The following is a 13,697-nucleotide window of genomic DNA, read 5'->3' as shown; positions in this document are numbered from 1 at the left end:
TCCCCATCCGCGTTCCGTGCGTATCCCGGTGTTGAGGTCACCCGCCACACACCGGGGTCCGGATGCCCTGATCGGCCCGTTGACCTGCCATTGGCGCGGATTTAGTGTGGAAGCGTGCAGCTCACTCCGTGGCCTACGGCCGGCGCATCGCCGTGCGCCTCTGTGGAGGGTCGCGACGACCAGCCACGTCTGCGGCGCCGGCGTCACGTCGACTTCGGCCACAGCAACAGCGATCTCTGTCGCCCCTGCCGCTGAGTCACCCCACCCCGGCCACCCCATCCCGCGAGCGTCCGCACCGACCCGCCGGGAAGGCCCGGCCCGGTCCCGCGCGGATGCCGCCGTCGTGAACGCCTCCGGCACCTGCGCCGTCCCGAACGGCTCCGCCCGCCCCGTCGCCGTCCCGCCCGGCCCCGCAGGGTGGCTCGCCCCCCGTTGACACGTCCGCCTCCGGCCGTGCGCCTGCCACGCGTCGCCGGTGGCCCTGACCAGCACGTGTCCGACCCACTCCCCAGCCCCGCGGCGGCGGACAGCCCGGCCCGTCCACGAGCCGGACCCTGCCGGTCCGCGGTCCGAGTCGTGGCGAGCGTGCCGACCGGGCGCGGCGCAGCGGCGACGATCGGTCGGATGGCCCGACCGTCGGCGTGACCGACGCGGTCCATGGCACCGGCCGAGCCCGATCCGCCGCTCAACACCCACGACCGCCGCTGAGAACCATGTCCGCCGCTCAGAACCATGTCCGCCCCTCGAACCTCGGGAGCATCCGTATGACCGCCTCGCTTCGCCAGACCCAGGGAGCCCCCAGGGCGCGCGCCGTCGACGGCGACCTGTTCCGGACCGTCTTCCGGGGTCACCCGGCGGGCGTCGCCGTCATCACGACGGACGCCGGCGTGGGACCGGTCGGCTTCACCGCGACCTCGCTGGCGTCGCTGTCCGCCGAGCCCCCGATGGTCGTCTTCGCGATCTCGTCGAGCGCGTCGGCCTGGCCGCACCTGCGCACCGCCGAGACGTTCGTCGTCAACCTGCTCTCCTCGGAGCAGGAGGAGGTCGCCCGCCGCTTCGCCCGCAGTGGCATCGACCGGTTCGCCGAGCCGACCCGCTGGACCGCGCTGCCCACCGGGGAGCCGCTGCTCGACGGCGGCCGGGCCTGGCTGCGCTGCGCCACCCGCCCGCCGATCGAGGCCGGCGACCACTTCCTCATCGTCGGCCAGGTCCTGGAGGCCGCGACCGACCCCGCCGCGGCGCCGCTGATCTACCACGACCGCACCTTCCACGCCCTGCCCTGAGCTCGCCCGCGCCCCGGGTCCGCGCACGCGGCTCGGCCGCTCGCCCGCTCGCCCGCTCGCTGCAGCGTCCACGGCCCGCACCCCACCAGGGGGCGGGCCGTGCGCGCGTCGGGGCCCGGCTGACCACCGCCCGGCTGACCACCGCCCGGCAGATGAGCGCCCGGCCGGCCGTCATAGCGTGACCATTTTGCTCGCTTCTGTGACTATTCGCGCGCACGATCATCCCGATCATGCTGATGGCGTGCGCTGGCAGGACGGGCACTGCGTGCCCGCCGGCGTCGCCGAGGCCTCGGCCACCTGGGTCCTCGACTACGACGTGACCGCCATCGGCATCGTGCTCACGCTGGACGTTCCGCTCGTCGCGCTGNGCGTGGTCACGGGCCACGACAGCCCCTGCCTCCCGTAGGACACAGCCCGCTGTGACGGGCTCAGCTCACTGCCGGCCCGCCCGGGGCGCAGGCGCCGGCGCGCGCTGGATCCGGCCGGAGCCGGACCGCAGTTGCGGAAGGATTTGAGGCACCCCCACCTGGTCGTAACGTACAAGCGGCACTATCATGCATCCAGTTTCGCATCTGCGGCATCGCCTACCAGCGGCATCCGCAGGTGCGAGCGGGTGCCGTCGCCGTCGGAGTACTCCGCGCGGCTCGACGCTCGCGGCGACGACGACGTCGCCATAGGTCGGTTCGGTGACGATGAGTGACATCGAGGCGCCCGACCGCACAGCCAACAGTGGATGTTCGTAGGGGGCGGTCGACCGTGCGCGCGATGGCGCCGGCGACCGACCGTGGTGCGTAGGAACGGGGATTCGTGAGATTTCGCAGGGTGAAGACGGCGCTGGCGGTCGTGGCCAGCGCCGGTCTGCTCGCCGCCGGGTGTGGCAGCAGCGGGAGCGACGGAGGCACGGCCGCCACGCCGGCGCCCGCCACCACCAGTGCCTCCAGCGGTGTGACGGGCACGGTCACGGTGTTCGCCGCGGCGTCGCTGACCGGGACGTTCACGACGCTCGGCAAGCAGTTCGAGGCCGCCAACCCGGGGTCCACCGTGAAGTTCTCCTTCGCGGGCAGTTCCGCGCTGGCCCAGCAGATCACCTCCGGCGCGCCCGCGGACGTGTTCGCCGCGGCGAGCCCGGCCACGATGAAGACCGTCACCGACGCCGGGGAGAACTCCTCGGCGCCGAAGGTCTTCGTCCGCAACCAGCTCGTCATCGCCGTGCCGAAGGCCAACCCGAAGGGCATCAAGGACCTGCCCGACCTGGTGAAGCCGGGCGTGAAGGTCGCGCTGTGCGCCGAGCAGGTGCCCTGCGGCGCGGCGGCGAAGAAGGCGCTGGCCGCGGCCGGGACGCAGTTGACCCCCGTCACCCTCGAGCAGGACGTCAAGTCCGCCCTGTCGAAGGTCACCCTCGGTGAGGTCGACGCGGCGCTGGTCTACCGCACGGACGCGAAGGCCGCGGGCGACAAGGTGACGGGTATCGAGTTCCCCGAGTCGGCGAAGGCCATCAACGACTACCCGATCGCCACCCTCAAGGCCGGCAAGAACGCCGCCGGCGGCAAGGCGTGGGAGGACTACGTCACCTCCGACAAGGGCGAGGCAGTCCTGATCGCGGCCGGTTTCCAGGCCCCCTGATCCGCGGCTCGGCCCACGCCGGCCGCCGGTAGCGGGCGGCATCTCGGCCATGGTTCCCCGGGAGAGTCATCCCGGGGAACCATGGCCGTCGTCTTGTCCGGGCCCTGGCCCCGGCCGGCGCGGGCCGGCGGCGGGTGACGGTCAGCGGCCGATGGCGGATGGCGGTCAGCGGCGGATGGCGACGAGGAAGCCGTCGACGAGCGGGCCGGGCGCGAGGCGGCCGGACTCGGTGGCGAGCTCGGCGCGCAGCCGGGCGCGCAGCACCTGCCAGCCGTGGCGGGGCAGCCAGGTGAGGGCGGGCTCGTCGAGGCCGCCCTTGAGCAGGGTCGCGAACTCGGCCAGCTCCGGGGTGGCGCGCAGCTCGTCGAGCAGCCGCGTGTCGGCGGACTGGTACTCGAATCCCAGCAGGCTGCCCGGGGCGGACAGCTCCCCGACGGTGGTGAGCAGACGGCCGGCCTGGTCGGCGTCGAGGTAGGGCAGCAGGCCCTCGACGAGCCAGGTGGTGCGTTCCCGCGGCCGCAGGCCCGCGCGGGTCAGCGCGGTCGCCCAGTCGCCGGCGAGGTCGGCGGGGACGGTGACCCGCTCGGCGCGCGCGGTCGCGTGCCGGGTGTCGAGGACCGCCTGCTTGAACGTCAGCATCTCCGGCAGGTCGACCTCGAACAGCCGGGTACCGGCGGGCCAGGACAGCCGGTAGGCACGGGTGTCCAGGCCCGCGGCGAGCAGGACGAGCTGGCGTTGGCCGTCGTCGGCGGCGCGGGTCAGGTAGTCGTCGAAGAAGCGGGTGCGTTGCACGCCGTGGGAGTCCACCACGTCGATGAAGCGGGCGAAGGCGCCGGCGGGGCCGGCCGCGGCGGGGCCCCCGGCCGCCTCGACGAACGCCTCCGCGTAGGGGTCGTCGAAGAGCCGGTCGCGGCGCGCGCTCTCCCGGGCGCGGACCCACGCCATGCCGACAGCGGTCAGACCCACCCCGGCGGGAACCTCGATCTGATCGGACGCAGCCCTGAAGGTCATAACCGACCGTAACCCTGCCGCCGCAACCCGGCCGCACCTATGGTTACCGAGCGTCACCAGATTGACGGCGGACGTGGAGGCCGGTGGTCAGAACGACACGTCGCCCGTCTGGGACTTGCCGATCGTGTGGCAGGTGGAGCTGTCGCGCAGGTAGCCGAAGGCGAACGCCTGGGCGCGCTGGCGGGGGGAGCCGTGGGCGTCGGGGGCGCTGGCGGGCTCCTGGGCGAACCAGCCGCCGCGGGTGTCGCCGAGGCTGTAGAACAGCAGGGCGCCCTGCAGGGCGTCGCTGACGGCGATGCGCCCGGCGTCGTGCGCGGCGGAGGCCTGCCGCCCGGCGAAGCAGTCGGCCTGGTTCTCCTCGGCGCGGGTGACGACCCCCAGGTTCCCGCCGATGCGGTCGCCGCGGTGGGACAGCTCGTGCATGAGGACGAACAGCGGGTAGGTGGGGCCGCCGACCTGCGCCAGCTCGTCGAGAAAGTCGACGCTGTAGGCGACCGTGTCGTCGAGCGTGCAGTACAGCGCGTTGTCGGCGAACTGGCGGGGGTCGTTGACCTCGCGGCCGCAGGCGTCGTCGGGCACCTCGCCGTCGCGGTAGGCGACGAAGCGCGGCGCCGTCCAGGCGTCGCCGAGCTCGCCGTGCCAGAACGTGTTCAGCGCGCCGGGGCAGCCGACCGGCTCGTTGATGAGCCGTTGGACATCCTGCACATTGGTGACCTTGCCGCCGCAGGATGCGGGCGACGCCGTCGCGGCGACGGGCAGCGCCCCGCCGGTGACGGCCGACGAGTCGCCGGCGGCGCCCACGGACGAACCGCCGAGGGCGGCGCTCGTATCGATGCCACTGGCAGCGTTGAGGGGTACACCGGTCGCGGAGGCGTTGCAGCCGGCCAGGAGGCCGACAGACATGACGATCGCGGCCAAGGCCGCCCAGATGACCCGCACGACGCTCAACCGTAGAGGCGATCTTCCCTGCCGGTGATCCGCCGTCGTCACCGCGATGGCAATCGAGGGAGCGGCGTCATTGCCCCCGCGGCGCGCGGCGGGTCTGGGACTCTCGGGCCGCCCGCCGCCCGTACCCGCGCCGGCGTGGTGGCCGCTCTGCCTGGGCGACTCGGATAACCGCAGGTAGAGCAACTGCGAACGGGCTCATGACCGCCGGTGGGAGCCCGGCGACGACGGCGGCGGCGACGGGTTCGCCGGAGCCCAGGGTGATGACGGTGACCGCAGCAAGTGTCGCCAGGCCGAGCAGAGTGGTCGCCGCGGTGACCACTATCACCAGGCGATGGGCCGGTAAGGGGGGTGGTGACACCGGCCCGATCGGGGGACGTTCGGCCATGGTCGACCTCCATCGAATGCACGAGCATCATCAAACGCATATGCACGTGCATTATGCCGCGTCGGAGGCACGCACATCCGGCAGACGCGCCAGCCGCGGGGTGGTGTCACCCGCGGGCGGGGTCCTGTTCACCGCTACGGGGCGCGTCAGCGGCCTGGACCGGCAGCCGTCCGGGTCAGCGGCCGCGGAGAAGACCCCGAGGGCCGTGCACCGCCACGGACCGTCCTCCTCGGTCGGGTGCACCCTGCGCACTCCTCCTGCTCGCGCAGATTGCGTAAGAACTTAGAGTCCTCCCCTCCGATCCGCCTCCGGCGCCTTTATCAGCCGACTCCGGACAGGACCTCGTGTCCGCCGACGGCGGGTTCTGCGGCCTCGATATGACACCCGGTGTGCCGCAGCCGCCAGGGGACCACGGCCGCGTATCGTCACGCCCGGAATCCTCGGTTGTGCAGGACCGCCACGTTGCCCGATCCCGGGAGAAGAGAATGAACCCGACAACGTCCCCGACCTGCGCCGACCCGATAGCCGATCTCAAGGCGATGTTCGTGGACACCGTGNTGCGGCAGCGCATCGATTCGGGCCAGGATCCGGTGCGCCGTCCGGTCTTCAGTAAGGCCCACGGAGTGGCCCAGGGCCTCCTCTCGGTACGCCCGGATCTGCCGGAGGAGTTGCGGATCGGCCTGCTCCGGCAGGATGCGTTGCCGGCCTGGGTCCGTTTCTCCAGCGACACGCTGCCGTCCCGGACCGACCTGAAAAGCACCCTGGGAATCGGGATCAAGCTGTTTGGGGTACCCGGAAGAAAACTACTGGCGACCGAGGTGGACGCAACCACCCACGATCTCGTTCTCCAGAATCACGACGTGTTCTTTGTCGACACCGCCACGGACATGTGCGAGTTCACCAGGGCTGGGGTGGTAGACCATGACTATGCCGGGTACCTGGCGGAACATCCCACGACACGGCAGATCCTCGCCGATATGGCGAAATCGGAGGCCAGTGTACTGACCGCCACGTACTGGAGCGGTCTGCCGTACGCCTTCGGCCCCGACCGGCAGGTCAAGTACAAGCTGCTGCCCGTGTCGGCCGCCCCGGCCGACGACCGTGCCGGCCCGCCGGGCCAGGATCCCAGCTATCTGCGTTCCGACCTGCGGTTTCGGCTGCTGGCGGGGCAGGCCGTGTTTCACCTGATGGTCCAGTTCCGTACCGAGCCGGACGCCATGCCGCTCGATCGGGCCACGGTGCGCTGGGAGGAGGGCCAGAGTGCGCCGGTGCACGTGGCCACCCTCACCCTGCACGGCCAGGACGTTGCCGCGCGGGGGCAGGATGCCTACGGCGAGAGCCTGGCCTTCCAGCCGTGGCACGCGTTGCCCGACCATGCCCCGCTCGGCTCCATATCCGACGCCCGCCGGGTCGTTTACCAGGCTTCCGCCGAACTGCGCNGAAACGTCAACGGTGTCCCCGTCGGTGAGCCCGACGCGCCCCGTCCCACGATGACCGTCCATCCGGCGAGAGACACCCGGATCGTGCGAGCCGCGATTCATCCGGCGATCGGGGTAGCCAGAGTCGGAAACAGCGAAGAATATCACCTGGCGCCGGAGGTCGATGATCCGGTGCCGCTGCCATTCGACTCCTACAAGGATGCCACCGGTGCGCTACGGCGCCAGGCGGTACGGTTCCGGGTGTACGGGTACAACGCGGCCGGTGAGGCGGTGGCCGAACTGACGGCGGACAACGCGGATCTATGCTGGACCGTGCACGTGGCGAACAAGAAGGCCGCCTGGTACGAGTTCCAGATCGCGCTGGACATTCCCGAGGCCACCAGTGCGCCGGATTCCCGGCGCCGAAACGCCCAGGTGCCGGTTGAGGACCGGGGCGACCTGACCATCGACCCCGGGAAACGGACAATCCGGGGCCGTAACCAGTCCGGTCTGGACCACCGGTTCGACACCGGGCAGTTCTGCGGCAAGAAGGTCTACCTGGGCGAGCTCGCCACCGACGAGGACGGCCGTCTGATCTTCCTCGGTGGCCGTGGCGTGTCCGCCTCCCGCGACGGTTCTCCCGCGACCACCTTCGCCAACAACGACGGCTGGCACGACGACACCAGCGACGGACCGGTCACCGCCGAGGTGCGCATCGATGGCGAACTGGTGCCGACGGATCCCGCGTGGGTCGTGACCGCGCCGCCGAACTACGCCCCCCAGCTCAGGTCGGTTCGCACACTGCACGATCTGCTGTATGACGCCTACGTCTCCGCCGGGATCCTGCCGCGCCCCCGGAGCGTGTCCTTCCGACGCGACATCCTGCCGGTTCTCCACCGCATGTGCGCGTTGCAGTGGGTCAACCAGGGCTTCGCCGCTCGGTTCGGCTGGGGCGGCCGTGACTTCTTCCTTGCTCCGGGATACCTCGCGCGCCTGGCGAGCCCGGCGGCCGTCGACGACGACGTGCGGCGGACGGTGTTCGCCACCTTCCGGAACCTGGACCGTGACGGTGTCTCCCCGGTTCCCTGGCCTCCGGTGTACGGAGACGCGATGTCGTTGCCCCCGGTCTCCGCACACCAGCACATGACCGTCACGCCGACCCAGTACTGGCAACTGGAGCAGTGGGCCAAGGGGAACTTCGACGCCGACTACGGAACCGACGACGACCCCGGCAACGCGCCGGCACGGAACCTCGGCGATGTGGACATCGCCGAGCAGCCGTCGACACTGGACCGGGCTGCGCTGTCGTTCTGCCTGGCGGATGCGTTCCATCCGGGATGCGAGGTCACCTGGCCGGTCCGGCACACCACCATGTACAGCGCACCATTCCGGATACGCCACCGCGATCCGGACCAGCCGGAGACGGACTACGGCAACGTCCTCACACCGCTGGCCGCGCTGAGCCGGACCGGTCCGCTGTACGGGCAGGGCGCGGGCGATCTGACCCGCTGGATGGCCGTGCCGTGGCAGACCGACACCGCGAGCTGCCGGTCCGGGTACGATCTCGGTTTCGGGCGGCGTTACGACCCGTATCTACCGACCTTCTGGCCGGCCCGGGTACCCAACCAGGTACTCAGCGAAGAGGACTACCAGACGGTCGTGGACCCGTCCCAGGACATCTCCACCCGCCTGGCGGCGTTCGCGCGGCGCCGGGTGTGGGACCGCTTCTTTCCCGCCGATTACCTGCGGCGCATCAACTGTATGGTCGCCGAGTTCGGCAAGCTCGGCGTCATCGAGGTCCGCCCCGGTCCAACCGACACGGCGGAGTTTCCGCCGGTGATGATGGTCGAGTCCGAGACCGGCTTCGGACCGGACACCGGACCGGCGCTCCGCGGCCTGATCACGATCCATGTGCCCGAGTCCGCTGATCACGCGGTCGCGGCCAGGGCGGCCGCGGCCGCCGTCGCGGCCGACGACCGGCCCGACGACGAGGTCGCCGCCGGCTACATCGACAAGGTCGCCCGCTTCCCCCACGGCCTGCGTTGAGTCCAGTGCCTGAGGTCGGAAGGTACGACGTCGCGGTGGTCGGTGGCGGTCCCGCGGGGGCGGCGACCGCGCTCACCCTCGCCCGTGCCGGCCGACGGGTGCTCCTGCTCGCGGCTCCCGCCGGGCGGCACGGACCGCAGCCCGCCGGACGGCACGGGTCCGGGGAGACCCTGCCGCCCGTCGGTCGGACAATCCTGCGCGACCTCGGCCTGTGGACCACGTTCCAGGCCGAGGGCCACCTGCCCTGCCCTGGCACCAACGCCGCGTGGGGGTCAGCCGGTCTCCAGGGCGTGGACCACGTCTTCGATCCACACGGCCACGGCTGGCACCTTGACCGGGCCAGCTTTGACAGCATGATGCGCGATCACGCCGCGCGGGCGGGCGCCGACGTGCGCACCGCGGTCGTACGCCACCTCGCCCGTACCGCGGGAGGCTGGCGGATACGGCCAGATCGTCCGGCCGCCGACGACGACGGCGTCACCCAAGGCGCTGCCGCCCCAGAGCCTTCCGCCGAGGTCACGGCCAGCTGGCTGGTCGACGCCACCGGGCGCCGCGCGCTGCTCGCCCGCAGCCGCGCCGTTCGCCACCGGTACGACCGGCTGATCGCGACATCCATCCTCCTCGAGCCCGTTCCCGGTGACACCGACGCCAGAACCCTGGTGGAAGCCAGGCCCGGCGGCTGGTGGTACACCTCGTTGGTAACGACCGGCCAGCGGGCAGTCGCCTTCTTCACCGACGTGGACCTCGTCCCGCCCNCGCTACAGACCGCAGGCGGATTCCTGGCGGCGGCCCAGCACACCCACCACCTGCGGCACCGGGCGGACCCGGACCGGGCAGCCACGTCCCCACGCCTGTCACCCGCGGCCGGCCGGTACCTTGACCCACCGATCGGAGCCGCCTGGCTCGCGGTGGGCGACGCTGCGCTCGCCGTCGATCCGTTGTCCTCGCAGGGCATCCTCAACGCCCTGCACTCCGGGTTCCGCGCGGGCCTCACCATCGCCGAGGACCTGGCCGGAAACTCTCGCGCACTGCAGGCCTACCGGAGTTTCATCGATCGAGTGACTGCCACCTACCTGCGCAACTCGACCGAGGTCTACCGCCAGGAACGCCGGTGGACCGAAAGCACCTTCTGGCGGCGCCGCCACGACGTGGCCTGATTTCCGCTGTAGTCACCCTCCCGGTATCGCGTCAGGAGGGTTTCGTTACCCGCCCTGGGCCACGGATCGCTGACCGAGGAACCCGGCTCCGCGCCAGCATCGCGCCGGGCAGTGGAGTCGACTGTGGTGTCGGCCGCGGGCGGCGGGCGGCGGGCCGGATCAGTCGAGGCCGACGGCGACGGCCAGCGTGGGGCGGACCGGGGCGGGCAGCCATCCCGCCGCGGCGCGGCCGGGTACCTGGCGCCAGCCCAGTCCGGGGGTGAGCAGGGTCAGCGCACCCGTGGTAGGCCGGCGCGCCAGCGGGATGCGTTCCTCCCAGCGGGCGGGGCCCGCGGCGGTCGGCTGGACGAGTCCGACGACGAGTTCCTCCGGCAGCGTCGCCGCGCCGACGCCGATCTCCCCCGCGCCCGCCGGCTCCCCCGACGTGACCACCACCGTCGCGTCGATCACCGACGCGGCGGCCGGTGTCGCCGGGAAGATCCGGGTCTGGGCGCCCAGGCGCACGTAGGCGGCCGCGCCGGCGGCGGCCGCGCCGGCCGCGGCCGCGGGGCCGGCGGGCAGGCGAGCGACCAGGTGAACCCGGATCCGCTCGCCGCCGACCTGACGCAGCGCGGTGAACGAGCCGTAGAAGCTGGCGGGCGCCGCCGGGTCGGCGATCTCATCCGGGCGCAGCCGGTACAGCGCCCGACCCGGCACGCGGTCGGGCAGGGTCGCCGTCGCGGGGCCGAGGTCGGCCGCGTACAGCACGCGACCGTGCAGGTCCGGCCGGTTGCGCAGCGTCTGGTACGGCACCTGGGTGTACCGGCTGGGCACCTGCGGCGTCACGACGACCACCGCCGGGGCGGGGTAGCGGTCCGGGAGCAGGGCGGCGAGGAAGGCGTTGTGGTCGTTGACCCAGCGCTGCCCGTCGACCTTGCCGGGCACCGCCGACGCGGTGAGCAGGACCATCGTCACCACGACCACGCCGGCCGCGGTGGGCCGCAGCACGGCGGCCCGCGGGAGGGCGGCGGCGGCCGACCACAGGCGGCGGGCGCCGTCCGCGGCGAGGATCAGGATCGGTGTCAGCGCGGCGAGGTGGTAGTGCGGGCCGAGCCCGTCGCGCAGCCCCGGCATCGCGAACGCCGAGCCCCACCAGAACAGATATCCGCCGACGACCGCGGCCACCGTCGCCACGAGCAGCAGCCGCTGCGCCCGCCGCCGCGCGGCCACCGCGCCGACGGCGGCGAGCGCGACCACCACCACGCCGCCGAACAGCCAGCCCGGCGCGGCGGTGCAGGTCTGCTGCAGGGCCCGCAGCGCGAGGTGGCGGGTGAAGGCGAACGTCGGCTCGGACGGCAGGATCCGCCGGGGACCGAAGCCGAAGCGGTCCAGCGGATCGGAGGCGGACAGCGGCATCCGCAGGGCGGAGCCCGTGACCAGCCGGCAGAACACCAGCAGCACGGCGACGAACGGCGCCGCGCCGAGGACCGCCCAGCCGACCCGCGCAGGGATCGCCCGCGGCTGGCGGCGTAACCGCGCGAGCGCGAACACGACCACCCCGGTCAGCACCAGCACCGCGTCGAAGGGGCGCAGCAGCAGCGCGAAGCCCGCGCCGGCCCCGCCGCCGAGCAGCGAGCGCCGGGCGCCCGTGCGGGCCCCCCGTAGCAGCGCCGCGCTGGCCAGGGTGAGCGTGGCCGCGCCGCAGGCGTAGGCCAGCGGCAGCGCCGTGTGCACGACGACGAGCGGCGACCCGGCCAGCAGGGCCGCGGCCAGCACGGCACTCGCCGCGTCGTCGAGCAGCTCGCGGGCCAGCCGGTAGGTCCCGGCGACCCAGCCGGCGGCGACGAGGGCCGGGGCGACCGCCATGGTGCCGAACACCGCCTGCGAGGCGGCGAGCAGCGCCGGCCAGCCGGGCAGGTACTTGGTGAACAGCCGGCCGTCGTGCTCGCCCGTCAGCCAGGGCCGGAAGAACGGCTCCATCGTCGCGGCGTCCAGGGTGAGGTGCCCGTCGAGCAGCATCCGGGCCTGCAGGACGTAGGCGGCCTCGTCGGCGTCGCCGGAGCCGTCCCGGTACAGCGTCGCCTGCAGGACGAGACTCACCGTGAACGAACAGGCGCAGATCACGGCGACGGTGACCGCCGGGCGCGACCAGGCCGCCCGGCCCGGCCCGCGGCCCCACCCGCCGACCCGCCCGCCCGGGCCCGACCGCCGCCGCAGCCGCACCCGCCGGTCCGCCGCGGGCCGCGCCGCCGGGCTGGTGGGCTGTCTCGGCACGGGGAGCGTCGCCGGACCGGGATTCGGCGTCGGCGTCGGCGTCGGCGTTGACGGGGACGGGGCATCCGCCGACGACCCGACCGCCGCCCTGCGCGCCCGCGCCCACGGTGGTGAGCCCGCGCCCATCTCCCCCGCCCATCCCGTTCCGGATCACATCGCTGCGGCCGCCGCGTGCCGCCGAGTTCGGCGGATCCTTCCCGCCGCGGTCGCCTTCCGTGGTGTGGACCGTCCCGTGCCGCCCGCGCGGAATCGCGCCATCAGAGTAGAGCGCACCTTTTCTGGGTCTTCGCGTGGGGTGTCCACGGCACCACGCCATGTTTGTCGGCGGCGTCCCGACCTGCGGCGACGGGTCCGCGGGGTAGCACAGACGGCTCACCCACCGGACGAGACGAAGGCGGCCGTGACTGTGGGTGATCGAGATCTGCCGCCGGCCGGGGTGAGGTCGACGACGATCAGGCAGCCGCTGGGTGACCCGGCCGGGGTGCCACGCGGACCGCGCAGGTCCGGCTCCTGTCGGTCCTGCGGTGCCGAGGGTGCGACGGCGGCGGTGGGCGCCGAGGCCAGGGCGCAGGCCGCCACCACGGGTGGCGCAGTCGACGGCTTATTGCTGTGTCCGTCATGTGGCGGATCAGCAGACCGGATGTTCCTGTTCCCCACGGATACGGCCNATACAGCAGCAAGGTCGACGCGACCTTTGTCGCCCGCCCCGGCTGAATGGAGGTTCCTGCGCCGTCCTGATCGGCCCGAGGCACTATGACCTGTGCGGCTGGGGGAACGGATGTCCACCGGGCTTTCCTGGCCAAGCCTCTGCTCGCCCCGGACATCACGCACTTGACATCAACACGGTGATAAGGTCCGCACTCGATGCAGGAGGTGGTCCCCATCAGCGCGACGCGCAGGACCGCACCGGACAGCCGCCTACTCGACGCGTTGAGCGCCGCAGACTCGTCGACGCGGCTCCAGGCGACCCTGGCGGTTGACACGAACCCCGACCCCGATCTCCTCGAGGCGCTCATGGAACGGTGCGCGGTGGAGCCGGACTTCTTCGTGCGCGACATGCTCACCTGGGCGTTGACCCGTCTCCCAACGGAGATCACGGTGCCCAGACTCCGCACGGAGCTGCATTCCAAGCGCGCTGCGGCCCGAAGCCAGGCGTTGCACACGCTGTCCAAAATCGGGGACGGGAGTGCGTGGCCCTCCATCACGCGATCGTTGCTGCACGACGCCAACGACGAGGTCGCGCGAAGCGCATGGCGTGCCGCCGTCATCCTCGTGCCCGCCGGGGAAAAGAAAGGGCTGGCCGCGGACCTGGCCGCGCAACTCGGTCGCGGCGACCGGAATATGCACCTGAGTCTCAGCCGGGCCCTCGTCGCACTCGGAGACGTGATCGAGCCGGCCCTGCAGACGGCAAGGGCAAGTGCCGACCCGACGGTCTGTGCGCATGCTCGCGCCACGGAGCTGCTCCGCCACGACCCGGGGGCCGATTTCGACTCCGCCCTCGACGAGGCGAACCGGATCATCGCGCTCGGCTCGATGGGCTGCTGACGACACCGATAGATGGAATGCGTACGTG

8 protein-coding genes and 1 pseudogene are annotated in these 13,697 nt (G+C 72.5%); 6 read left to right on the top strand and 3 right to left on the bottom strand.

Annotated features, from left to right (window positions below):
- Positions 1-764: 764 nt before the first annotated feature.
- The gene (locus UK82_RS13660) at positions 765-1,283 is read left to right on the top strand and encodes a flavin reductase family protein (RefSeq protein ID WP_044883094.1); all 519 of its coding nucleotides are present in this window, start codon (positions 765-767) and stop codon (positions 1,281-1,283) included.
- Positions 1,284-2,090: 807 nt separating this feature from the next.
- Positions 2,091-2,906 (top strand): molybdate ABC transporter substrate-binding protein, encoded by an 816-nt coding sequence (gene modA / locus UK82_RS13655; RefSeq protein ID WP_055407535.1) that lies wholly within the window; start codon positions 2,091-2,093, stop codon positions 2,904-2,906.
- Between the two features lie 165 nt (positions 2,907-3,071).
- On the opposite strand, the gene UK82_RS13650 is transcribed toward modA, so the two are convergent.
- Together UK82_RS13650 and UK82_RS13645 are read right to left on the bottom strand one after the other, a co-directional pair.
- Positions 3,072-3,917, bottom strand: coding sequence for an SAM-dependent methyltransferase (locus tag UK82_RS13650; RefSeq protein WP_044883092.1), 846 nt, complete (start codon positions 3,915-3,917; stop codon positions 3,072-3,074).
- Positions 3,918-4,004: 87 nt separating this feature from the next.
- Positions 4,005-4,820 carry a metalloprotease gene (locus UK82_RS13645; RefSeq protein WP_236705900.1) on the bottom strand — a complete coding sequence of 272 codons (816 nt, stop codon included), beginning with the start codon at positions 4,818-4,820 and terminating at the stop codon, positions 4,005-4,007.
- Positions 4,821-6,740: 1,920 nt separating this feature from the next.
- Here UK82_RS13645 and UK82_RS42715 point away from each other — a divergent pair.
- The 3 genes and pseudogenes from UK82_RS42715 to UK82_RS42705 form a co-directional block, all read left to right on the top strand.
- Positions 6,741-8,714 (top strand): LodA/GoxA family CTQ-dependent oxidase, encoded by a 1,974-nt coding sequence (locus UK82_RS42715; RefSeq protein ID WP_082121611.1) that lies wholly within the window; start codon positions 6,741-6,743, stop codon positions 8,712-8,714.
- A gap of 5 nt (positions 8,715-8,719) precedes the next feature.
- Positions 8,720-9,469 (top strand): annotated as a pseudogene (locus tag UK82_RS42710) (NAD(P)/FAD-dependent oxidoreductase); the annotation flags it as partial.
- Position 9,470: 1 nt separating this feature from the next.
- Positions 9,471-9,871: NAD(P)/FAD-dependent oxidoreductase (locus UK82_RS42705; RefSeq protein WP_396230553.1), on the top strand; the 401-nt coding region annotated here is incomplete at its 5' end.
- 159 nt (positions 9,872-10,030) lie between these two features.
- Here UK82_RS42705 and UK82_RS13630 read toward each other — a convergent pair.
- Entirely contained in the window at positions 10,031-12,124 is a 2,094-nt protein-coding gene (locus tag UK82_RS13630; protein WP_313949810.1) for a glycosyltransferase family 39 protein, read from the bottom strand.
- An 864-nt stretch (positions 12,125-12,988) separates the two neighbouring features.
- On the opposite strand from UK82_RS13630, the gene UK82_RS13620 reads away from it, so the two are divergent.
- Positions 12,989-13,669, top strand: a complete 681-nt coding sequence (locus tag UK82_RS13620; RefSeq protein ID WP_055407528.1) for a HEAT repeat domain-containing protein — start codon at positions 12,989-12,991, stop codon at positions 13,667-13,669.
- The last annotated feature ends 28 nt before the right edge of the window (positions 13,670-13,697 follow it).

The sequence above is a fragment of the Frankia sp. ACN1ag genome (genome assembly GCF_001414035.1).
GTDB classification, from domain to species: domain Bacteria; phylum Actinomycetota; class Actinomycetes; order Frankiales; family Frankiaceae; genus Frankia; species Frankia torreyi.
Note: the sequence above shows the minus strand (reverse complement) of the source record. Positions and strands in the feature narration are given on the sequence as shown.